The sequence below is a fragment of the Archangium minus genome (assembly GCF_044360475.1).
GTDB classification, from domain to species: domain Bacteria; phylum Myxococcota; class Myxococcia; order Myxococcales; family Myxococcaceae; genus Archangium; species Archangium minus.
Map to the genome: position 1 here is coordinate 11,336,118 of NZ_CP043494.1, position 22,925 is coordinate 11,359,042.

Consider the following 22,925-nt stretch of genomic DNA (forward strand, 5'->3'; position numbering starts at 1 on the left):
TGATGAACAGGTCCAAGGTCGCTCTCACCATGTCGGCGGCGCTCCTGGCGCTGTGGGCGGAGCCCACGGAGGCCCAGCAGCCCCGCGCCAAGCAGCAGGCCGGTGTGCAGAAGTCCGGCAAGAAGCAGTCCGGCGCCAGGCAGCGAGGCCGCCCCCAGCAGCCCGGCGTCGCCCAGCCACCCGAGCCCGACTCGGCTGTCTCCGAGCGCCCCGCCCGTGCTGGTGCGCCTGCGGATGCCCCCGTGCTGGCGGCACCGCCCCCCTCCTCTCAGGAGCCAGGCACCTCGCTCGAGTCGGTCGGAGAGCGACCCTGGGCCAAGGGCGTGTCGAAGGAGCAGCAGGACACCGCGATGGCGCTCTTCCAGGCGGCGAACACGCTGCTCAAGGAGTCCGTCTTCGTCCAGGCCGCCGAGAAGTACCGCCAGGCGCTCGCGGCCTGGGACCACCCGGCCATCCACTACAACCTGGCGCTGGCGCTGATGAACCTCGACCAGCCCATCGAGGTCCACGAGCACCTGGTGGCGGCGCTGCGCTATGGCCCAGCGCCCCTCGAGAACGAGAAGTTCGAGTACGCCCGCAACTACAAGACGCTCATGGAGCGGCAGCTCGCCCGGGTGGACATCTCCTGCGACACCCCCGGCGCCGCTGTGACAATGGATGGCCAGACACTGTTCGTGGCCCCCGGGCGCTACACGGGGCTGGTACGCCCCGGCGCGCACAGCATTGTCGCCTCAAAGGAAGGCTTCCTCCCCACCGACCAGAGCCGCACGCTGCTGCCCGGGGAGACGACGACCCTCGAGCTGAAGATGTTCACCTCCGAGGACCTCATTGAGTACCGGAGGAAGTGGCCCGCGTGGATGCCCTGGCTGGTGGCCGGCGCGGGCATGGCCGTGGGCGGAGGAAGCAGCTGGCTCCACCTGCAAGCCCGCGACAACGTCCGCGCCCTCGATGCAGGCGTCACGGAGTGCGGAGGCTGCTTCCTCAATCCGACCCTCGATGCCAACCGCACCCGCGCCAACACCTACCAGACCCTCGCCATCGGTGGATATGCCGTCGGCGGGGCCGCGCTCATCACCGGTGTGGTGCTCGTCTATCTCAATCAACCCCAGCCCCACCGCATCGATCCCACCCAGAAGAAGGTGGAGGTCGTGGGTGTCACCCCCCTGGTGGGTGGCGGTACGGGCGGTCTCCTGACGACGTTCCGTTTCTGAGGTCCCCTTATGAGACGTGAGCAGCCTCCCCCCATGCTCAGCCGCATCGCCACGCTCGCGCTGGCGCTGCTGGTCCTCCCGTTCCTCTCCTCTTGCTTCGAACCCACGAGCGTCGAGTGCCCCTCCGGGCTGTTCTGCCCTACCGGCCAGAAGTGCGCCGCCAAGCAGGACGTGTGCATCAAGACGGACTGTGGTGACGGCGTCATCCAGGAGGGCGAGGCTTGCGACGACGGCAACATCGTCGACGGCGACGGCTGTAGCCGCGCCTGTACGTCCACGGAAGTCTGCGGCAACCAGATCGTCGACACGGCCCGAGAGGAGGTCTGCGACGACGGCAACACCCGCGACAAGGACGGCTGCAGCGCCAACTGCAAGTCCAGCGAGCTGTGCGGCAACGGCCTCGTGGACCGGGCCGTGGGCGAGGTCTGCGACGACTACAACACCCGCTCGGGTGACGGCTGCAGCGCCGACTGTCTGTCCATCGAGACGTGCGGCAACGGCTACGTGGACACCGCCAAGAACGAGAAGTGCGACGACGGTAACACCGACAGCGGTGACGGCTGCAGCGCGGACTGCCGCTCCCAGGAGAGCTGCGGCAACAGCTACGTGGACCTTGCCAAGGGCGAGGTCTGCGACGACGGCAACAACGTGAACACCGATGGCTGCAGCTCCGACTGCAAGTCCAACGAGACGTGCGGCAACGGTATCAAGGACGTCACGGTCGGCGAGTTCTGCGACGACGGCAACAACGTGAGCGGCGATGGGTGCAGCGCCGACTGCAAGTCGGGCGAGGGTTGCGGCAACGGCGTGCGCGACTCCGACGAGCAGTGCGACGACGGGGGCGAGTCGCCCAACTGCAACACCAACTGCACGCTGCGCATCTGCGGCGACGGCATCATCAACCGCACCGCGGGAGAGCAGTGCGATGACAGAGGCGAGTCGCCCAACTGCAACGCCAACTGCACGCTGCGCCGGTGCGGCGACGGCATCGTGAACTCCAGAGCCGGGGAGCAGTGCGACAACGGCACCACCGCGGACAGCCCCAACTGCGACAACGACTGCACCATCCCCTTCTGCGGCGACACCCACGTCAACGGCACCCTCGGCGAGGTCTGCGACACGGGCGGCAACACGCCAACGTGCAACGCCAACTGCAAGCCAGCCGCCTGCGGCGACAAGTACCTCAACACGGCGGCCGGCGAGCAGTGCGACGATGGCCCGAACTCGCCCTACTGCGATAACGACTGCACGCCGCCCCTGTGCGGTGACAGCACCCTCAACACGGCGGCCGGCGAGCGGTGCGACGACGGCAACACCAGCAACGAAGACGACTGCCTCGGCTCGTGCCAGCCCAACATCTGCGGCGATGCCAGGGTCAACGTCTCCGGTCCGACGCGCACCGAGGCCTGTGACGACGGCAACACCACCACCGAGTCCGAGTGCGCATACAACATCCGCACCTGCACCTACTGCAACGGCACCTGCTCCGCCGTCCTCAACCTCACGGGCCGCTACTGCGGCGACGGCTCGAAGAACGACCCGAGCGAGAAGTGCGACGACGGCAACACCACCACCGAGACCGAGTGCGCGTACGGCAATGCCACCTGCTCGGCCTGTGACGCGGCCTGCTCGACGGTGCTCAACCTCTCGGGCCGCTACTGCGGCGACGGCTCGAAGAACGACGCAAGCGAGGTCTGCGACGACGGCAACAAGGTCACTGAGACGGAGTGCAAGTACGGCGACGCGACCTGCACCCTGTGCAACGCGAGCTGCTCGGCCACTCTCGCGCTCACGGGCCGCTACTGCGGCGACGGCGCGAAGAACGACGTGAGCGAGGCGTGCGATGACGGCAACAAGGTCACCGAGACCACCTGCCCCTACGGCCAGGAGAACTGCACCCGCTGCAACGCGACCTGCTCCTCCGTCCTCAACCTCACGGGCCCCCACTGCGGTGATGGCATCAAGAATGACGCGAGCGAGGTCTGCGACGACGGCGACAAGCTCACCAACACCGAGTGCCCTTATGGCCAGCAGAGCTGCACGCTGTGCAACGCGACCTGCACGGAAACCCTCGCGCTCACGGGCCGCTACTGTGGTGACGGCACGAAGGACGCGAGCGAGACCTGCGACGACGGCAACACCACCACCGAGTCGTCCTGCCCCTACGGCCAGGAGAACTGCACCCGCTGCAATGCGACCTGCTCCGCCGTCCTCAACCTCACGGGCCCCCACTGCGGTGACGGCACGAAGGACGCGAGCGAGGTCTGCGACGACGGCAACACCGTCACCGAGACCTCCTGCCCCTACGGCACCTTGAACTGCACCCGGTGCGACGCGACCTGCTCGGCCTCCCTCAACCTCACCGGCGCCTACTGCGGTGATGGGCTCGTCACCAACGCCGAGGTGTGCGACGACGGCAACTCCAATACCTGCGGCACCTGCAATGCATCGTGCACGCAGAACCAGCTCGCGAGGGCCACCGGCACCATCACCACCGTCGGGGGCACGAGCCTCGATGATGGCGACAGGTTCACCATCACCGACGGCTTCAATGGCACCCCGGTCACCTTCGAGTTCGACAGGTTCGGAGGTGGAGTCAGTGGGGGCAATATCCCGATCGTCTTCGCGAACTCCGATTCGTCGAACCAGCTCGCCAACTACGTCGCGGAGGCCATCAACACGAAGGTGAGCGTTCCCTTCGATATCTCCGCGACGGCCAACGGAAACACCGTGACCGTCACGCACCAGCACGAGGGCTCGTACGGCAACCGCGCCATGAAGGAGAACGTCAACGGGAGCGCCTCCTTCAAGGTCAACGGGTTGGCCAATGGCGGCGGCTATGACTGCCAGGCGGGCACCGGGTGCAAGCGCGACCAGGACTGCGACCCAAGTCTGGTGTGCATGCCCGACGGCACTTGCGGAACCCCGTAGGCCCGTTGTCCAGAAGTGAAGCCGCCGGCGCCAGGACGTGGCCGGCGGTGTCCTCACCCGCTGCTCGCTTTCAGCAGCAGGCCTCCGTCCCCATACTCCCAGCTCTTGAGAACCGAGTATCGGACCCGCACCGGGTGAGTCATGGACTACCCGGGGGTTCTCGTCCGAGCCTCCCCAGGGGGAACGGCGGACAGGGGAACAAGGGCCGGTTTGGCCGGTTCATTTGACTTTGTGGGCGATGCGGAAGAATGGAAGCGTCGCGTCAGCGTTATTCCGGGGCACACCCCTTCACTTCATCGCAGGTCTCCATGACGTCCTTCGTCCTCCTGGCCCAGATGGGCAACGAGCAGCTTGGCTGGCTCAGCCGCAAGCTGCTCGGCGTGACGCTCACCAGCGCCGAGTGGGTGCTCTGGGTGCTCGTCATCCTCTCCGTTCTCTCCATCGCGCTGATGCTGGAGCGGGCCGTGTACTTCGCCACGCACCGGCTGCCGAACTCCGAGGAACTGGCCCTGCGGCTGGCCCGGGGTGAGCTTGAGGCGGTGCGTACCGCCGTGGGCAACCACAAGGGCATGGAGGCCGCTGTGCTGCGCGAGGCCCTCGCCTCGGTGGACCAGGGTGCGGACACGGTGGAGCAGGTCATCGCCTCCACGGTGGCGCGCGAGCGCCCCCAGTACGAGCGCTACCTGTCGTTCCTGGGCACGCTGGGCAACAACGCCCCCTTCATCGGCCTGTTCGGTACGGTGCTCGGCATCATCAAGGCCTTCCACGACCTGGGCAACATGGGCGCCAAGGGCGCCGCCATCCAGCAGACGGTGATGGCGGGCATCTCCGAGGCGCTCGTGGCCACGGCCGTGGGCCTCGCGGTGGCCATCCCCGCCGTGGTGGCCTTCAACATCTTCAACCGTCAGCTCAAGACGCTCACCTCGCGCACCAATGCGCTGGGTCATGCGCTGGTGGGCAGCCTGCGTGCCGAGCGCGCCGGGAACGCTCCTCGCGTCGTGGCGTCCGGGGAGGCGCGTTAACTCATGGCCGGCGGCGCGCAGGACAACGACGACGAGATCACAGGCATCAACGTCACCCCGCTGGTGGACGTGGTGCTGGTGCTCCTCATCATCTTCATGGTGACGGCCAACTTCATCGTCCGCGAGACGGTGGAGGTAGACCTGCCCCGCGCCGCCAATGGAGGCGAGACGGTCCAGGGGCTCGTCAACGTGGTGCTCGACAAGCAGGGCAAGCTCTTCTTCGACGGAGCCGAGGTGAGCGAGGACGAGCTGCGGCGCAAGGTGGTCGAGTCCCTGGCAAAGGACAAGGAGACGCGTGCCATCATCAGCGCGGACCAGAGCCTGCCGTACGGGCGGGTGATGCGGCTCATCGACGTGGTGAAGGGCGAGGGCATCGCCAAGTTCGCGCTCAACATCGAGAAGGACGTGGCGCCCGCGGCTGCACCCGCGGCGCCCTGAAGGGTGTCTCAAGGCCATGAGCCAGGCCGCGCTCGACTCCCCGCTGTCCGTCCGCCGCGACCGCTCGTCGCTGGCGGTGCTCATCTTCCTGCTTGTGTCCCTCACGGTGCACGGCGTGGGCTTCGTGCTGCTGTCGCGCATGGCGGAGCGTCCCTCGCCCGTGGTGCAGCGCCCCGTGGAGCTGGTGATGGTGGAGGTGCAGAAGCCACCCCCTCCCCCACCTCCGCCGCCCGAGGAGGAGCCCAAGCCGCCCCCGCCCAAGCCGAAGGCCGCGCCCAAGCCGCCTCCGGTGAAGGTGGCCCAGGCCGAGAAGCCGCCGCCCCCGCCTCCGCCGGACGCGGCGCCCCCGCCTCCCAATGACGCGCCTCCGCCCGAGCAGCCCTCCAAGCCCGTGCCGCTGGTGGTGGGCATCTCCATGTCCTCCACCACGAGCGCCGGTGGCTTCGCCGCTCCGGTGGGCAACACCGCCTATGGGAAGACGGGCGACAAGGCCACGGACCCCAAGGAGGTGAAGGCCTACTCGGCGCCCAAGTACGTGCCGGTGTACCAGGTGGACTCCGAGCCCACCGTGGCCTCCGAGGTGAAGATTCCCTATCCCGACGAGGCCCGGCGCGCGGGCGTCGAGGGCACGGTGACGCTCTCCATCACCGTCGACCACGAGGGGCGCGTGGTGAAAGCCGTCGTCGTCAAGGGCATCGGCTACGGCTGTGACGAGGCGGCGCGCACCGCCCTGCTGCGCTTCCGCTTCAAGCCCGCCATCAAGAATGGCGAGGCCGTGTCCACGGAGATGAAGTACTCGTACACCTTCCTCCTGGACTGAGCGCCTCGTACCTGGAGTGTGGCGTCCACACCTGGACGCCCGCTCCACCCCCCTCCCTCGCCCCTCCCTCCTCCGGTGTAGAGTCGCTCCACCTACCGCCGAGGAAGACGGATGACGCTCTCCGCCGAGGATCGTTTCAACATCGAGGTGATCAAGCTGCTGCTCCAGGTCGCATGGGTGGACCGGGAGATCACCACCGCCGAGCGCATGGTTGTCCTCGGGCTGGGCCGCAGCTGGAGCGTGCCCGAGGGCGAGCTGCACGCCTTGATGGATCGCTTCAAGGCCGGCGGAACCATGCCCGAGCCAGATCTCGAAGTGCTGCGCACCCGCCCAGACGAGGTGCTGGAGGCCGCGCGCGCCATGTGCGTCTCCGACGGCAAGCTGGCCGAAGGCGAGAAGGCCATGCTCGAGCGCATCAGCACCAAGCTGGGCGTGACGCCGCAGGGCTGAGCCACCGTGGACGCGTGACTCAGGCCACCGCGGGCTTCGCGCCGGGCGCCAGGTGCACGTTGATGCTCTGAGTGCCCGTCACGCCCAGATACGTCTCCACGTTGCCCTTGCCGCCCTGCTCGAAAGTGATGACCTGCGAGCGCGAGCCGATCTTCGCCTCAAGGGTCAGCTGGGTGCCGTTGGCGGAGTACGTGGCCTGCGACGACCTGGAGCCATTGAGGCTCACCTCGGCCTTGCCATCCTCGAGCAGCTTCAGCGTGAGCGAGAGCTCGCCCTTGTAGAAGACCGTGTCGATCTTCCCCTTGAAGGCGGCCTGGGTGGCGCCCAGGTCGATGAACTCGCCGCTGCCCACGTTCACGAAGAAGATGACCTGCGCGAAGATGTTCAGCTTTGTGCCCGCCGCCGTGCCACGCCCAATGAAGTTGCGGAAGTCGACCATGTTCTCCCTGTCCGATGTCGAAACCCGCATCGTAACAAGGGCGAATATCCCACCCACGCGGCATTCGTGACCGCGCGGGCGGGGGACCCGAGGAATGGTCGCCTGGAGAGCGCTCGCGCTCAGTAGCGACGGTTCTTCACGGGCGCGTCGATCACGGGGCGCGGCCGGGTGAAGCGGGCCATTCCGACCGTGGGCGAGTTCATGGTCGCGACATTGGCCAGCATCAGCGTCATCAAGGCCGCCTTCTCGCCGAGCGGCCGCTCCAGCAGGGGCGCCGGGAAGGCCACCTGGAGGTACTCCTCCAACGGGTTGCCGCAGTTGGAGCGGCCCTTGAACCCGCCCTCATTGCGCTGCAGGACGTAGAGACAGGTCCCCACGCGGCCGTACAGCCAGTCCCCCTCCAGGATGAAGTCCACCGGCATGCCCGCGAAGCTGCCCCAGACGCGGGTGTCATCCCCTTCCGCGAGCTCCAGCTTCGTCGTGTTCGGACCCACCGTGCCCGTGAGCTCCTGCCAGGTCCACGCCAGGGACACGGGGATGTCTCGGAAGCGGCCCCGCATGGCGTTGTCATCAATGATCAGCGACGACGTGGGACCGGTGATGAACGCGCCATCCACCACCAACGGCTCGCCGCCTCGATACCCCAGGGGCAATGCCGACTCCCCGGCACGTGTGTGGGCCTTCGTCCCCGCACACCCCACCCCCAGGAGCATGAGACACGACAGCAGCATCAGACGCGACATGGCAGTCCTCCGAGTGACTGGCTGTGACATTCTGGAGAACGTCGGGCCCTCAAAAGGCATATCGGCCCGCGCTCCGATACTACCGCACGCGCAGCCGCACCTTCACCCCATGCTTCGGACGCAGGGTGATGGATGGCAGCAACTCCACCGCGTCGTCAGGCACCCGCTCAAAACGGAACCGCTGGGCCAACATGGCCAGCACCAGCCGCGCCTCCATCATCGCGAAGCCCAAGCCGATGCACAGCCGCGGGCCGCCTCCGAAGGGGAACCACGCGAAGCGAGGCAGGCGCTGCTCCAACCCGTCCGCCCAACGCTGGGGACGAAAAGCCTCGGGCTCCTCGTAGAAGCGCGCGTCCCTGTGCACCGTCCAGGGGTTCATCACCACCACCGCTCCCGCGGGGATGCGCCACCCGCCCACCTCGTCCTCCTCCAAGGCCTCGCGACTGAGTGACCAGGCGGGGGGATAGAGCCGCAGGGACTCCTTCACCACCTGCTCTGTGAAAGGCAGGGAGGGCAAGTCCTCCACCGTGGGCTCCCGCCCGCCCAATACCGCGTCCAGCTCCTGGTGCAGCGAGGCCTCGGCCTCCGGGTTCCGGGCCAGCAGGTGGAAGCAGAACGCCAGGGTGATGGACGTGGTCTCGTGGCCCGCGAGCGCCAACGTCAGCACCTCGTCGCGGATCTGCTGATCGCTCATCCGGCCCCCCTCCTCGTCCTGGACGTGGAGCAGCAGCGACAACAGGTCTCCCGCATCACCCCCCGCCTCACGCCTCCGCTGGATGAGGTGGGAGACGAACGTGTTCAGCCGCTCCACCGCCTCCCGGTAGCCGCGGTTCTCCGGCGTGGGCAGCCAATCCGGGAACACCACGGACTGCACTCGGGCGAAGTGCTCCATCACCCGGGCGAGCGCAGGGCCCACGGCCTCCGCCTCTCCCACGGCCTCCAGGTCGAACAGGCTCTTGATGACGATGCCGAGCGTGAGCTGCATCATGTCCGCGTAGACGTCGCGGACCTCGCCGTCTCCCCAGGACGAGCGCTGGCGCCGGGCGTGCTCGACCATCACCCGCCCATAGGCCGTGAGGCGCTGGCGGTGGAAGGCGGGCTGCATGAGCCGCCGCTGACGCAGCCAGGAGTCACCCTCGTTGGTGAGCAGCCCATTGCCCAGCAGGCGGCCTCCCAACATCCGTTGCTGGAGCTTGTCCTTGATGTAGTGCCGGTGACGGGTGACGAGGACGTACTCGATGTGCTCCGGATTCTGGAGCACATACGTGGGCTGGCCCAGGAAGTCGGCGTACACCACGTCCCCGTGCTCGCGGACGCACCGCTCGAGGAAGGCGAGCGGGTCCTTCGCATAATCGAACACGGCCCCGAGCACGGGCAGGGACCGGGGACCGGGGGGTAGCTGGATGCGCGAGGTGCTCATGCACCCAGCTTGGAGGGCGCGACGGCCAGCGGCAAGGTTAGCGGAGGAACTCCTCGATGGCCGCCGTGACGGCCTCCTCCTCCTCGATGTGAGGCAGGTGCCCGGAGCGCTCGAAGAGGCGCACCTGGGCCTGGGGGATGCGCTGGCGGAACTCCTCCGCGTACACCACCGGCACGATGCGATCGCTCTGGCCCCAGACGAGGAGCGTGGGGGCCTTGATGCGGTGCATCCGGCGCTTGAGCCCCTTGTCCGGGATGGGCCAGGTGAACTTGCCGGTGCAGGCAAGGCTCCAGGTGGCCCGGACAATGGCCTCCTTCATCTGCTCGGGGTCCGTGGGGAAGGCGAAGGCCTGCTGCGCCTTCTCGCTGCGAGGGTCGTGGAAGCTCGCCTGGAACACCTGCTCGGGCGAGGAGATCATCCAGTTGAACACCGGGGCGTCGTCGCGCCACAGGCCCACGGGGCTGACGAGAACGAGCTTGCCCACCCGCTCCGACTTGGTGGCGGCGAGCTCCGCGGCCACCATGCCGCCGAAGGAGTGACCCATGACAGAGGGCCGCTCCAGGTTCAGCGCGTCGAACAGCTCGTCATAGAAGAGGACGAGCTCCCAGAGGGAGTCGATGGCGTGGATGGCATTGGGCAGGCCCGCCGAGGTGCCGGGGTGCTCCGGCGCGTACACCGTGAAGCGCTCCGCGAGGCGGCTCAGCCAGCCATCCCACTTCAGGCCGGAGGCGCTGTGGAAGTAGACCAGGGGCGGACCCTTGCCCGCGACCTTCACATGCGTCTCCACCTGGCCGCGCCACAGGGTCAGGACGACATCCTTGGGCATCATCGCGCCGCCTCCTTCTGCCCCGCGTTGCGCTTGCCGCGCAGCTTCTCCGGCCACCAGTGGTTCTCCCACTCGTCATCCCAGAGGTGGCGCACGTGGGGGAGCACTTCCCGAGCGAAGAGGTCGATGTTCTTGAGCGTCAGCTCATGCGGCATGGAGCCAATCTGCAGGAGCACCATGAGGTTGCCCACGCGCAGGCTCTTGGCGGCCTCCTCCAGCTGCTGCCGCACGGTCGCTGGACTCCCGCCGATGACGAACTGGTTGTCGACGAAGTCCTTGAACTTCCAGTCCTTCCACGGCTTCTGCGTGATGGCGCCCTGGGAGCGCACGGCGCGCACCAGCGACGGGTGGTCCATGTAGCCCGGCGCGGCGTACCAGTGCGGCGGGAAGTGCAGGCACTTGTCGTAGAAGTAGCGCAGGTGCTTCTCGTAATCCTCCGCGGCCTGGGCATCCGTCTCGGAGACGACGACCAGCTGGAGGAAGCCGGCACGGTACGGGTTGGGCTCCAACCCGTTGCGGTCAACGAACTCCCAGAACCCGTCCATCACCGACTTGGCGAACTGGTGCCCGAAGTAGCTGAGATACGAGTAGCTGTAGTTGTTGCGGGCCACGAACTCCCACGTGCTCAGGCTGCCCGCTCCCGGCACCCAGATGGGCGGGGGCTGCTGGATGGGCCTCGGCCAGAGGTTCACCAGGGGCAGCTGCGTGTACTTGCCATTCCAGGCGAAGCTCTCGCGCGAGGACCAGGCCTTGCGCAGCAGCTCATGCGCCTCCCGGAACATCTCGCGCTGCTCGATGGGCGTAATCCCATAGCAGAGGTTGGAGTCCGCCGAGCTGCCCAGCGGCAGGCCCGCCACCAGGCGGCCCCCACTGATGCAGTCCAACATCGCGTACTCCTCCGCGACTCGCAGGGGCGGGCTCGCGTTCACCATCGTCGCACCGAGCACGACGATCGCCACCTCCAGGTCCCGGGTGGCGCGGGCCAACGCGCTCGCCATGAGGTTGGGGCTGGCCATGAAGCCATAGGCGGCCTGGTGATGCTCGTTCACGCAGATGCCGTCGAGCCCCGCCTTCGCGGCGTGGATCAGCTCATCCAGCGTCTCGTTGTACGTGCGCCCGGCCTGCTCCGGGTTTGCCACCTCGAAGAAGGGCGGATCCACCACCGAGGACTGGTAGCGCTTCTCGAAATCCGCTGGCAGGTCCCGATAGGGACACAGGTGGAACATCGAGACCTTCACGGGCCGATCTCCTTAGGTTTGGTCAGAGCGGTGCCGACAGGAAGAGGGCGCTGGCGGCGGTAGAACAATTTCATGCCACTGTTATCAGGTCAACATTTGACAGACAGCACCGGGAAGAACACCTTTTCCGACACATCGCCAACCCCCGTTTTCATGATGCCCGCACGCACGCAGAGCAGACGAGCGATCAGCGGCCCGTGCTTGTAGCCCTGTAGCCCAGTGCACATCTCGGAGTCGTTGAAGGGCTGCTTGGGGACGGCGGGTCCAGGATCCGCTCGCGGCCCATTCGGGGGAGCGACGAGCGATGCGAACGGCAATCGTGAGCGCAGGGCTGCTGTTGGGGTTGGCCGGCTGCGCGGGAGTGCAGAGGGCGGTACCCACTGAAGAGCTGGTGGACTCGCAGGTCAGCATCCGTCAGGCGGAGGCGGCCGGTGCTGAGTCCATCCCGGATGCGGCGCAGCACCTGCAGTGGGCGCGGGAGCAGACGAACGAGGCGCGCAGGCTGCTCGAGCGGCAGAGGCGAGACGAGGCCGCGCTCTTCTTGAAGCGCGCCGAGGCGGACGCGGAGCTGGCCCTGGCTCTGGCGCGCGAGGCCCCAGCCCGCGCCGAGGCCGATCGGCTGCTCCAACAGGTCCAACAGCTCCAACAGAGCACGGTGCAGTAGCCACCACACTTCAGGCGCGTCGAGGACTCGATGCCAGAGGAGAAGGTTATGCGGGGATGGAAGCGTCTCACTTGGGGGCTGCTCGGTGCCGCTACGATTACGGGCTGCGCGAGCACCATGCCGCGCGAGCTGCTGGATGCGCGCTATGCCTATCAACGAGCCTCCTCGGGTCCCGCGGCCCAGTACAGCCCGGACGCACTCGCCGAGGCACGCGATGCGCTCAATGAAGCCAACCGGGCCTACGAGCGAGAGAGGGACTCGGAGCACACGCGCACGCTGGCGTACGTGGCGCTGCGCAAGGCACAGATCGCTGAGTCACGTGCTCGGACCATCGTCGCCGAGCAGGAGCGCCAACAGGCGGAGCAGCAGCTCGCCATGAGCCAGGCCTCCGAGAGCCTCCGCACGCGACAGGAGCTCGACAAGGCGCGTGCCGAGCTCGCCGAGGCTCAACGTCTGCGCGCAGAGGCGGAGCAGCGACAAGCCCAGCTCGCGCAGCAGCAGCAGGAGGCGGCGCGGCAGCAGGAGTTGGCGGCGCAGCAGCAGGCCGAGCAGCAGCGGCTGGAGCAGGCACGGCGCGAGGAGCAGGAGCGCCAGGCCCGGCTCGATGAGGCCCAGGCACGCATGGATCAGCTCAACGCTCAGCTCGAGCAGGAGCGTCAGGCACGTCTCGAGGCCGAGCAACGCGCTGCCCGGGCGGAGGCTGAAGCACGAGCCCAAGCCCAGGTGGCAAGCGAACTGCGCTCCATTCGGCAGGTCGAAGTGAAGGAGGAGCAGCGAGGGCTGGTGCTCACGCTCTCTGGGAGCGTGCTCTTCCGCTCAGGCAGCGTGGACCTGTTGCCCACAGCTCGGCGGAGGCTCGATGAGGTCGCCGAAGCGCTGAAGAAGACCCAGAACCCGCTCGTCATCGAGGGCCACACCGACAGCCAGGGCCCCGAGGAGCTCAATGAGGATCTCTCCTACCAGCGCGCCGAGTCCGTCAGGGACTACCTCGTCGAACGGGGTCTGGACAGCTCGCGCATCCGCATTGACGGGCGGGGCGAGTCGCAACCCGTCGCCTCGAACAAGACCGCCGAGGGACGCGCGAACAACCGCCGGGTGGAGATCGTCCTCGAGCGCGGTGTCGGCGGCGCCGGCCAATCGGAGTCCCAGCCCTCACCGACTCCGTGAATGAAAAAGGCCCCGCTGCCTCCCAGAGGCAACGGGGCCTGACTGCCGACCCGACTCCGCGTTACGGCTTGGCGGGAGCGGCCGTGAGCTGCGAGGGATCCGTGGGGACCTGGAGCTCCCCGGCGATGACCTTCGCGCGCAGCTCCTCGACCTGCTCGATGATGGTGGCCTTGTTGGGGATCTCCACGCGCACAGGGGCGTAGGTGACGCCGCCCTCCTTCAGGCCCAGCACCACGTCCCCACCCTGCAGCTTGCCCGCGGACAGGTCACGCACGGCCTCGTAGACGCCCAGGTCCACGCGCTTGAGCATCGAGGTCAGCACCGCCTCCGGGGCCAGGTGCGACTGGTCCGAGTCCACGCCAATGACGAACACGTTCTTGTTGGCAGCGCGCGCCTCCTTCACCGCCTGGATGACGCCCAGGCCGTCCGAGCCAGCCGCGTGGTAGACGATGTCCGCGCCCTTGTTCACCAGGTCCTGGCCCACCTGCTTGCCAGCGGCCACGTTGTCGAAGCTGCCCGTGTAGTTCACCAGCACGGTGGCCTTGGGGTTGGTGGCGGCCACGCCCGCGCGGAAGCCCGCCTCGAAGCGCTTGATGAGGGGCACCTCCATGCCGCCCACGAAGCCCACCTTGTTGCCCTGGGTGACCAGACCGGCCAGCGCGCCCACCAGGAAGCTGCCCTGCTCCTCGCGGAACGTCACCGTGCGCACGTTGGGCAGGGTGTAGGGCTTGTTGTCGGCGGAGACGATCGGGCTGTCGATGAGCAGGAACTTCGCGTCCGGGTTGCGCTTGGCCACCGTCTCCACGGCGTTCTCAAGCATGAAGCCCACGCCCACGGACAGGGCCACGTTCTGGTCCACCAGCAGCTGCAGGTTGGGCTCGTAGTCCTCGGGCACCTTGCTCTGCAGCACCACCGGGGTAATGCCCACCGGGGCGATGTTGCGCGAGGCCAGGTCCTGCTGGAGCGTCACCTTCAGCTCCTCCTGGGAGGCGTCCTTGTAGCTGCCTCCCTCCATCTTCTTGCCCGCCCCCCACAGCTCCAGGCCGCGCAGCGCCGAGTCGTTGAAGGAGTGGTCACCCCGCCCGCCCACGTCCGTCACCAGGCCCACCTTCAGGCCCTTCTCCTTCGGAGCAGCGGCCGGAGCGGTGGTGCCCTCCGAGGGCTTCGCGGCGGTGGCCTCCGGCTTCGCCTCCTCCTGCTTCTTGCAGGCGGACACGAGCACCAGGGCAGACAACAGGGACAGTCGCAGGAAGGGACGAGGAGTGGGCATGACGCGCCTCTAACAGAGGCACGCCCTCCCCATCAAGTCAGGCTGCGGGTCAGGCCAGGAGCGCCGCGCCGATCAGGCCGCTGTCGTCGCCCAGCTCGGCGTCGGTGATGAGCAACCCCTCGCGGGCAGTCATGGAAGCGTAGGCCTGCACGCCCTCCACCAGCCGCCGCCGGATGCCCGGGCAGTGCGACAGCACCCCGCCTCCCAGGATGAGCCGCGCCGGGTTGAGCACCGTCACCTGGTTGGCCACGGCGATGGCCAGCATGAGGCTCGCCCGCTCGTAGATTTCACGCGCCTCGGCGTCGCCCGCCTCGGCCGCCTGCTCCAGCGTCACCGGCGTCACCCGGGCGGGGTCCCCACCCGTCAGCTCCATCAGCACGTGCGAACGCCCGGTGGCCAGCAGCTCACGCGTCTGAGCGATGAGGTTGTGGCCGCCCACGTAGGCCTCCAGGCAGCCCAGCTCTCCGCAGCCGCACCGGCGCCCGTTGGGCACCACCTTGGTGTGGCCCAACTCGCCGGCCACTCCGCCCGAGCCGTGCACCAGCTTGCCACCGGCGATGATGGCGCTGCCCACGCCCGAGCCCACGAACACGGTGTACGTGTCGTGGCTGCCGCGTCCCGCACCGGCGTTGAGCTCGCCCCAGGCGGCGGCGGCCAGGTCGTTCACCACCTTGACCTTGTAGCCGAGCCGCGTCTGCAGCAGCGCCCCCAGCGGCACGTTGCGCCAGCCGAGGTTGGGCGCCACCGCCAGCACGCCCGAGTCGCCGTGGATCTGCCCGGCCGCGCCCACGCCGCAGAACTTCACGGGTGAGCCAGCCGACTCCACCGCCGCCTTGGCCGCGTGGGCAATGGACTCCACCACCGCGGAGGGGCTGCGCTCGCCGAGCGCCATCTTGGCCGCCGCGACGATCTTCCCCTGCTCATCCACCACCGCCGCGCGAGCGAACGTGCCTCCGAGATCGATTCCGAGCGTGGGCATCCGTATCCTCCAATCAGCGGGGGCCTGCGAGGCCCCCTCTCTACCTCAGGCGCCGACCTCGCGCTGCATCTTCTCCACCGTGCCCTCGATGAGCTGGCGGATCTCCTCCAGCCGCTCGGGGGTACGGGCCTCGAAGCGCAGCACCAGGATGGGCTGGGTGTTGGAGGCGCGGATGAGGCCCCACCCGTCCGGGAAGGTCACCCGCACACCGTCCACGTCCACCAGCGCGTGGCCCGCCTGACGCAACCACTCGGTGGCGCGCTTGACGATCTCAAACTTCTTCTCCTCCACCGTGTCCACGCGCAGCTCGGGCGAGGCGAACGTCTTGGGCACGTCCGCGAGCAGCTCCGACAGCTTCGCCTTCTCGTGGGTGAGAATCTCCAGCAGGCGCGCCGAGGAGTAGATGGCGTCGTCGAAGCCGAAGTAGCGGTTCTTGAAGAAGATGTGGCCGCTCATCTCGCCGGCCAGCTCCGCGTGCTCCTCCTTCATCTTCGCCTTGATGAGCGAGTGGCCCGCCTTCCACATCACCGGCTTGCCGCCCTGCTTCGCGATGTCGTCGTAGAGCGTGTAGGAGCACTTCACCTCGCCCACGATGGCCGCGCCCGGGCTCTCCTTCAGCACGTAGCGGCTGAAGAGGATCATGATCTGATCGCCCCAGAGGATGTTGCCCTGGTCGTCCACCACGCCGATGCGGTCGCTGTCGCCGTCATAGGCGATGCCCACCTCGGCCTTCTCGCGCTTCACCGCCGCGATCAGGTCCTGCATGTTCTCCACCACCGTCGGGTCCGGGTGGTGGTTGGGGAAGGTAGCGTCCATGTCGCAGAAGAGCGGGACGACATCGAAGCCCATGCTCTGGAAGAGCGGCACCGCCACCGCGCCGCCGGTGCCGTTGCCCGCGTCGATGACGATCTTCATCCCCTTGCGGCCCACCTTCACCGTCTGACGGACGAAGTGGTAGTACGGCGTGTGGATGTCGTAGGGCGTCACGGTGCCCGGCAGCGGGGACTGCTCGAAGTCGCGCGCCTCGATGAGCTTGCGCAGCGCCTGAATCTCAGGGCCGTGGAAGGTCGTCTTGCCGGCGCCAATCTTGAAGCCGTTGTACTCGGGCGGGTTGTGGCTGCCGGTGATCATCGCCAGGCCATCCACCGGCAGGGTGTTGGCGGCGAAGTAGGTCAGCGGCGTGGGCACCACGCCCACGTCGAGCACGTTCAATCCGGTAGAGGTCAGGCCACGGCAGAGGGCGTCGCGGAAGCGCGTGGAGGACTCGCGGCAGTCGCGGCCCACCACGATGGAGCGTCCACCCTTGCGCCGCACCACGGTGCCGAGCCCCTTGCCCAGTAGCTCCACCACCTCAACGGTGAGGTCCTTGTCCACCAGGCCACGGATGTCGTACTCGCGGAAGATATGCGCGTTCATGAGGCTATTTCCTGAAGCCCTCGAAAAAAGGGGGCTGGGTCGAGGGCCGCGCACTGTACACAAGCGCGGTCCCGGGGGGTATCCAAGTAGAGTCGGGCCGGGCGCTGGCCCCGCCGATCCCTTGGAGCCCGAACAAAGGGGTGCCCCCCTGCCCGGCTACTGAGCCGCATGTAGGTGGGCGTGAGCCCTGGAAATCCTTAGGGAAATCCTAGCGCGTGAGACTTCGGGAATCCTGCTCGCGATCGAAGTCCACGAGCGCCCGGACGATGGCCTCCCGGGAGTCGGTGAGCAGCAGGTAGCGCGCGTAGTCCTGGCCCCGAGCGAGCTGCTCCAACAGGGGGTAGACCGGCCGCGTCCGCGTCCAGAAGTCCTGCCCCAGGAAGATCATGGGGCTGACCACACCCACCGTGTTGTAGTGGTTCTGGCAGGCGTCCTGGAAGACCTCCTGGATGGTGCCGGCACTGCCCGGGGAGTAGATGACGCCGCCCTTCGCGATGGTGAGCAGGCCGTCCTCGCGGACGCTGTTGGCGAAGTACTTGGCGATGTGGGTGGCGAAGGGGTTGGGCGGCTCGTGGCCGTAGTGCCAGGTGGGGATGCCCAGGCTCTCACAGAAGGGACGGTCTTCGTCCCGCAGGGGCCAGGCCGCGCGTACCTCGAAGGCACGTGAGAGCCACTCCTTGTTCTTGTAGCTCGGCGCCTGAGCGAGGAGCGCGAGGGCCTCGGTCAGCTCCGCCTCGCTCCGGCCCGCGAACCAGGCGCCCAGGTGCGTGGCCTCCATCGCGCCCGGCCCCCCACCGCTCACCAGGAAGAAGCCGAGGCGCGCCAGCTCTCGGGCCAGCTCCGCCACCGCGCGGTAATCGGGCTGCCCCCGGAGCATGGAGTGGCCGCCCATGATGGCCACCACCCGCCGCGGCTGACCCTGGCTGTGCTGGGCGAGCACCTCCTCCATGGCATCGGTGACGGCGTGGTCATGGAGCCGCTGCGCCAACGTCTCCAGCAGCGAGGGTGAATTGGCGGCGCCTCGCGAGTTCCAATGGGCGTAGATGCGAGCGTCGGGCGTGTCCGCGTAGCTCTCGGGGCGCGTGGGGTCGAAGCCCGCGTAGAGCTCCTCGGGCGAGTAGAGGCTCCCCCGGTAGGGCGAGTAGGGCAGCCCCGAGAAGGGCGGGAAGACCATGGCCCCGTGCGCGAGCACAGCCTGCAGCGCATCCTTCTCAAGCTGGCAGCCCAGGAAGACGGTGCCGGAGAGGTCAGCGCTCAACAGCACGCGCGTCTGCCCCGTCAGGTCCAGGCCCTGGAGAATGACGTTGGCAAGGCTCCTGCCACTCGTCAGGTGCTGCTCGAATGCCGCGAGACTCTCAATCTCGACCAAACGGACCTCCGGAAGCGAGATGGGCCACCGAACGTATCAAGTCAGCGCTCCCACAGGGGAGCCAACTCCAGGGCAAGCGCTTCAAAGGGCTCGGCGTGGACGGTGACGTTCCCCAGGTGCGCACCGAGCCGTGACCAACGCCCATCCTCCAGCCGGTACACCTCCAGCATCCGCGGACCCGGGTCCACAAGCCACAAGTGCCTCACCCCCTCACGCGCGTACGCGCCCATCTTCCGAACGCGATCCAGCGCCTCCGTGGAGGGGGACAACACCTCGCAGACCCAGTCAGGGGCGAGCGTCAGTGCGGTGACATCGGGCAGCTCGGGCATGCGCTCACGCCGCCATCCGGCGAGGTCTGGCACCAGCGCTTCGCCGCCCAGGTGCAGTTCGGGCTCGAAGAGGAGCACCCAACCTCCAGGGCCCTCCCCTACCGGGTTCCGATCGAACGGTCCCAGGGCCCGCCCCAACCGGAAGGCGGCCCGGGCGTGCACCGTCCTCGGACGCGGGCTCACGTACAGCTCGCCGCCAATGAGCTCCCCGACGAAGTTGGACGGGACGCGCTCCAGGTCTTCGTACGTGGCTTCGCGCCGTGGCGCCTTGTCGCTCATGCTCCCAGGATGCAGTCCCGCCCCTGCCGTCGCAACCTGCTCCCCCCACTGCCCGTGCATGTGCTCGCTCATGTGTCCAGCATGCACTTGACCTCTGACATCTCGCTGGAGGGTCTCACGGCCCAGGTTGGGCGCCAAAGGATTCAGCGCCGCGAGGCTGCCGCCCGTAGGCCTCACCCGGCTTCAGCGGCGCCAGCCACAGCAAGTCCATGGCCGTCCTCCCGTCCGCGGCGAAGAGGGAGACCTCGGGGCGAAGCGGGTCGAGCGTCGCGCCCAGTGCCTGCGAACCCGTGGCTCCGAAGGTGATGACCTCCCCGGGCGGCACCGTCAGGTTGGGCAGCGTCCACTGCTTGGGCAACCGCGTGAAGCCCGACAGGTGGAGACCTCCCAAGGACACCGGCGTGGAACCCCGGTTGTAGAGCTGCACCCAGAAGGCGCCGGAGGCCTCACGGCCCACCCGGTCAATGACGAGCGCCCCGCTCCCGAGCGCATCGATGTCATGCAGGTGTTGGAGCAACCACGCACGGCGCTGGCGCACGAAGCGGTGGAGGAACTCGGTGCTGCGCGCGGCATGCGCGGGGCTGACGTACGGGTCCACCGTCTTGCCGTCCTTGCCGGGCAGGATGTACGGAGCGAGCAGCGCGTGCATGGCTTCGACACGCGGACCGATGTTCTCCTCGGTGAACCACGTGTCGAGCAGCAGGCGCAGCCGAGCCACGTACCGGGCGCGCAGCTCCGGGTCGTCGTAGATGCGCGTGGAGAGCGTGCTCCAGAGGGGCTTCATGTCCTCCATGCCTGGGAAGGTGGCGCGGAACTCGGCGAGCTCGTACACGTGCGGGTCATAGGCGGTGAAGCTGAAGAGTGGATGGCTCTCCTTCACACCTTGGATGACGGGATTGGTGCGGTTGTAGAGAGACAGCGCGTTGTTGAGATCCCACGGCACGTACGTCCACTTGCCCGTGGCGGGGTCGTAGGCCAGATAGCTGCGCGAGTCGCCCTGGAGGTCGTTGTTGATGAACGTCTCCATGGCCAGCCAGGTGAGGTAGTCCTCCAGCTCCAGCCGCTCCTCGAGGAAGGCGGCGAACCGGTGCGGCGGCGTGCGGTTGACGCCCTCGAGGAAGCTCCACAGCCCATCCCAGGGCTGCTTCTCGTTCGTCTTCTTGTCCCAGGGCTCCATGTACCGCTCCTGGGGTGGCTCGCGCAGCTCGCAGTCGTGCATGCCGCAGCGATAGAGGTCCCCGTCGTCGAAGCCATGGGCATCGAGGAAGTCCTTGTTGATGGACTCCAGCTCGGTGAAGACGCCCTCGTACTTCGTGATGACGCTGCCGTCGGCCTGCACGAGGTGGAGCTTCACGTGGACGTAGCGGGCTCGCGGCACCCGCAGACCCATGCTCGCGGCCAGGTCGTACCAGAGCTTCTCGGTGAGGTAGCCAGCGTCCTTCCACGCCGCCAGCAGCTCGATGTTCTTCTTCCCCTCGAAGCGGTTCTCCTTGTTGAAGCGCACGTCCCACGACTTCTTCACGATGCGCGCGTCCGTCTTCGTGGAGCGTCCGCGGAAGCTCAGCTCCGTCTCGTATGTGCGGCCCTCGTGGGTGAAGCGGCCCATCACCTGGAACTTCTTCGAGGGAGGATCCTGGAGATGGTCGTAGAGGGCCTGGTAGTCCTGCTGCGACAGCGTCAGCTCATAGGTGGGAATGGACGTCTGCAGCCGCGGCCATTCCGGCTTCGCGGGCGAGGGCCTCGAGCCCGTCTGGGTGCCACCATCCGGAGGCGTCCCCGCGTCTGGAGGCGTCCCTGCATCGGGGGGCGTCCCCGCATCCGGCACTCCAGCGTCCGGGGCTCCCCCCGCATCCGGTGGCGTCCCGGCGTCGATGATGTTCGTGGGATCCTTGCGCGTGTCGGACGGGTCGTTGCGGCCGCCACACGCCCCCAGCACGAGGAGAAATCCGGTGAGAAGTGCGGTTCTCATGCATCCCACCCCGGAGCAAGTGATGCGCCAGGGTCGGAGCGCTGTTCCCGGGACACGAAGCGGCAACCCGCGGGAGCAGGTGGAGAACCCAGCTTCCCAGGACGGGTGGAGCGAGGCCCTGGGGAAGCACTCAGTGCGGCGCGGAGGGGTAGGTTGAAGCCCCGGCCGGGCGGGTCGTTTCCGTGTGCATCCGCTGGGTCAGCAGGTGGTAGTAGCGGTGCAGCATGAGGTTGAGCGGATCCACGCGAAGCGCCTCGGTGTAGCGCGCCAAGGCGGCGTCGAGCACGTTCTGCGCCTCCAGGACGATGCCCTCGTCGAAGAGTACACGCGCACGGGCCTCCGCGTCCGGCCGGGTAGCGAGGAACACCTGACGCAGCCGCTCCACCGCTGTCACCGGCACCCCGGCGGCGAGGCAGCGGGCCACGCCATGGAAGTTGCCTCGGGAGGCATCGAAGCGCGCGCGGGACATCGGCTCACCGAGCGTCCGTCTGGCAACCTCCAGCTTCCCCCGGAGCGCCTCGAGCGCCTGGCGCTGCTCAGAGGGAAGGGGCCGCTGCCAGAAGGGCTCCAGCCGACGCTCGGCCTGCGCCACGCGCCGCATCACCTCCGCGAAGTCCGCATGCGGATGGATGGCCAGCAGGGTGTACGGGTCCTGACTGCACGCGGCGGCGCGCGACAGGAGCTGAGCGAGCTCCGGATCCGGCGTCGGCTCCGTGGGAGGAGGCGCCAGCGCCTGAGCAATCATGCGGCGCACGTCTTCCGAGGGCTCGGAGAAGCGGAGGATGAAGCCCTGGCGACCACCCCAGGTGCGCGCCTCCTCCGCGGGCAGCAGGCGCACCACGTCGCACGTGCACTCGAGCGCCCAGCCGTTGAGGGAGAACTCCGCTCGCAGGCGGGCGCCCAGCCGTGGCAGCGGCCCGTCACAGGCAATGCGCAGGCCCTCCTCGCTCAGATCGTTCACGAACACGGGTTGCAGCCCCAGGCCCTGCGGATCCTCGAGCCTCACGCGGAAGGCCGGAGGCGCGATGCAGCCGAAGGCAGGCCTCCGCATGGCCTCGTGCAGCGCGAAGCGGAAGGCCCGAGCGCTGGCGAAGCGGTCATCGGGACGCAGGGACATGGCCTGCATCAGCACCGCGGAGAGCGCCCGTGGCACGCGCTCCTGGATGACGTGAGGCGGCAGGGGTCGGGTGGGCTTGTGCACGAGGAGCATCTCGCCCATGCGCCCGCCTCCGCCGAAGGGCAGCCGCCCCGTGAGGAGCCGATAGCCCAGCACCGCGAGCGCATACAGGTCCGTGCGGCCATCGGGCTCGGCGCGCACCCACAGCTCGGGCGCGAGGTAGGCCGGACTGCCCACCACCATGCCGGCGCCGAGCTCCTCCTCGGAGAACCCCGCGGCCAGCGTGGCCGCCATGCCGAAGTCGAGCAGCTTCACGCGCCGCTCGCCGTCCCGGTCCGTGGTGAGGACGAGGTTCTCCGGCTTGATGTCGCGATGGATGACGCCACAGACGTGCGCGGCCTCGAGCCCCTCCAACACCTGCGACAGCAGCAACACAGCCTCCGCGGGAGACAGCGGCAGCGGCAGGTGCGACAGGGCGGTGCCGTCAACGTACTCCATGAGGAGGCAGTGGTGACCACTGGGCGCCTGGCGCACGTCGAGCACCCGGGCCACGCTCGGGTGGACGAGGTGCTGGGCGTGGCGGGCCTCCGCGTAGAAGCGCTCGAGCACGGCCGGATTGTCGGCCAGGTGCGGGTGGAGCACCTTCACGGCGAAGTGCGCGCCGCTCGACGAGTGCTCGGCGAGGTACACCGTCCCGAGCGCCCCGGTCCCCAGCTTGCGCACGAGGACCAACGGCCCATAGCTCATGCCGGACAGCACCTCGCTGTCACATGGCGCACCTTCGGACCGGGTGCATGGAACATTCGTTGGATGTTCGGTGAAGCAGTG

At 68.0% G+C, this 22,925-nt stretch carries 20 protein-coding genes; 8 read left to right on the forward strand and 12 right to left on the reverse strand.

The window, feature by feature from the left end; translation table 11 throughout:
* Window positions 1-2 precede the first annotated feature (2 nt).
* The 6 genes from F0U60_RS46350 (at window position 3) to F0U60_RS46375 (ending at window position 6,872) form a co-directional block, all read left to right on the forward strand.
* Window positions 3-1,211 carry a hypothetical protein gene (locus F0U60_RS46350; protein ID WP_395810143.1) on the forward strand — a complete coding sequence of 403 codons (1,209 nt, stop codon included), beginning with the start codon at window positions 3-5 and terminating at the stop codon, window positions 1,209-1,211.
* A gap of 33 nt (window positions 1,212-1,244) precedes the next feature.
* Entirely contained in the window at window positions 1,245-4,142 is a 2,898-nt protein-coding gene (locus tag F0U60_RS46355; RefSeq protein WP_395810145.1) for a DUF4215 domain-containing protein, read from the forward strand.
* A 308-nt stretch (window positions 4,143-4,450) separates the two neighbouring features.
* Window positions 4,451-5,164 carry a MotA/TolQ/ExbB proton channel family protein gene (locus F0U60_RS46360; protein WP_395810148.1) on the forward strand — a complete coding sequence of 238 codons (714 nt, stop codon included), beginning with the start codon at window positions 4,451-4,453 and terminating at the stop codon, window positions 5,162-5,164.
* Between the two features lie 3 nt (window positions 5,165-5,167).
* Window positions 5,168-5,602 carry an ExbD/TolR family protein gene (locus F0U60_RS46365; protein ID WP_395810150.1) on the forward strand — a complete coding sequence of 145 codons (435 nt, stop codon included), beginning with the start codon at window positions 5,168-5,170 and terminating at the stop codon, window positions 5,600-5,602.
* A gap of 16 nt (window positions 5,603-5,618) precedes the next feature.
* Window positions 5,619-6,422, forward strand: coding sequence for an energy transducer TonB (locus F0U60_RS46370; RefSeq protein ID WP_395810152.1), 804 nt, complete (start codon window positions 5,619-5,621; stop codon window positions 6,420-6,422).
* A 111-nt stretch (window positions 6,423-6,533) separates the two neighbouring features.
* Window positions 6,534-6,872: a TerB family tellurite resistance protein gene (locus F0U60_RS46375; protein WP_395810155.1), complete on the forward strand. Its 339-nt coding sequence runs from the start codon at window positions 6,534-6,536 to the stop codon at window positions 6,870-6,872.
* 19 nt (window positions 6,873-6,891) lie between these two features.
* Here F0U60_RS46375 and F0U60_RS46380 read toward each other — a convergent pair whose 3' ends face one another.
* From F0U60_RS46380 to F0U60_RS46400, 5 genes are all read right to left on the reverse strand, one after another.
* Window positions 6,892-7,311, reverse strand: a complete 420-nt coding sequence (locus F0U60_RS46380) for a hypothetical protein (protein WP_395810157.1) — start codon at window positions 7,309-7,311, stop codon at window positions 6,892-6,894.
* A gap of 119 nt (window positions 7,312-7,430) precedes the next feature.
* Complete coding sequence (locus F0U60_RS46385) at window positions 7,431-8,054, reverse strand: hypothetical protein (RefSeq protein ID WP_395810159.1); 624 nt, start codon at window positions 8,052-8,054, stop codon at window positions 7,431-7,433.
* A 79-nt stretch (window positions 8,055-8,133) separates the two neighbouring features.
* Entirely contained in the window at window positions 8,134-9,474 is a 1,341-nt protein-coding gene (locus F0U60_RS46390) for a cytochrome P450 (protein ID WP_395810161.1), read from the reverse strand.
* Window positions 9,475-9,511: 37 nt separating this feature from the next.
* Entirely contained in the window at window positions 9,512-10,303 is a 792-nt protein-coding gene (locus tag F0U60_RS46395; RefSeq protein WP_395810163.1) for an alpha/beta fold hydrolase, read from the reverse strand.
* Complete coding sequence (locus F0U60_RS46400) at window positions 10,300-11,538, reverse strand: LLM class flavin-dependent oxidoreductase (protein ID WP_395810165.1); 1,239 nt, start codon at window positions 11,536-11,538, stop codon at window positions 10,300-10,302. Before F0U60_RS46400 ends, F0U60_RS46395 begins: the two co-directional genes overlap by 4 nt.
* A 304-nt stretch (window positions 11,539-11,842) precedes the next feature.
* On the opposite strand from F0U60_RS46400, the gene F0U60_RS46405 reads away from it, so the two are divergent.
* Both F0U60_RS46405 and F0U60_RS46410 read left to right on the forward strand, forming a co-directional pair.
* Window positions 11,843-12,202 (forward strand): hypothetical protein, encoded by a 360-nt coding sequence (locus F0U60_RS46405; protein WP_395810167.1) that lies wholly within the window; start codon window positions 11,843-11,845, stop codon window positions 12,200-12,202.
* A gap of 48 nt (window positions 12,203-12,250) precedes the next feature.
* A complete protein-coding gene (locus tag F0U60_RS46410) occupies window positions 12,251-13,369 on the forward strand; it encodes an OmpA family protein (protein WP_395810169.1) in 1,119 nt (372 codons plus the stop codon).
* A 61-nt stretch (window positions 13,370-13,430) separates the two neighbouring features.
* On the opposite strand, the gene F0U60_RS46415 is transcribed toward F0U60_RS46410, so the two are convergent.
* The 7 genes from F0U60_RS46415 to F0U60_RS46445 all read right to left on the reverse strand — a co-directional run bounded on the left by F0U60_RS46415 (window position 13,431) and on the right by F0U60_RS46445 (window position 22,844).
* A complete protein-coding gene (locus F0U60_RS46415; RefSeq protein ID WP_395810171.1) occupies window positions 13,431-14,639 on the reverse strand; it encodes a BMP family protein in 1,209 nt (402 codons plus the stop codon).
* Between the two features lie 49 nt (window positions 14,640-14,688).
* Complete coding sequence (locus F0U60_RS46420; protein ID WP_395810173.1) at window positions 14,689-15,618, reverse strand: ROK family protein; 930 nt, start codon at window positions 15,616-15,618, stop codon at window positions 14,689-14,691.
* Between the two features lie 45 nt (window positions 15,619-15,663).
* Complete coding sequence (locus F0U60_RS46425) at window positions 15,664-17,034, reverse strand: phosphomannomutase/phosphoglucomutase (protein WP_395810175.1); 1,371 nt, start codon at window positions 17,032-17,034, stop codon at window positions 15,664-15,666.
* A 208-nt stretch (window positions 17,035-17,242) separates the two neighbouring features.
* Window positions 17,243-18,403, reverse strand: coding sequence for an LOG family protein (locus F0U60_RS46430; protein WP_395810177.1), 1,161 nt, complete (start codon window positions 18,401-18,403; stop codon window positions 17,243-17,245).
* A gap of 41 nt (window positions 18,404-18,444) precedes the next feature.
* Window positions 18,445-19,011 (reverse strand): Uma2 family endonuclease, encoded by a 567-nt coding sequence (locus tag F0U60_RS46435; protein WP_395810179.1) that lies wholly within the window; start codon window positions 19,009-19,011, stop codon window positions 18,445-18,447.
* Between the two features lie 115 nt (window positions 19,012-19,126).
* Window positions 19,127-20,980, reverse strand: coding sequence for a CotH kinase family protein (locus tag F0U60_RS46440; RefSeq protein ID WP_395810181.1), 1,854 nt, complete (start codon window positions 20,978-20,980; stop codon window positions 19,127-19,129).
* A gap of 130 nt (window positions 20,981-21,110) precedes the next feature.
* On the reverse strand, window positions 21,111-22,844 hold the full coding sequence (locus F0U60_RS46445) for a serine/threonine-protein kinase (protein WP_395810183.1): 1,734 nt from the start codon (window positions 22,842-22,844) through the stop codon (window positions 21,111-21,113).
* Window positions 22,845-22,925: the final 81 nt, after the last annotated feature.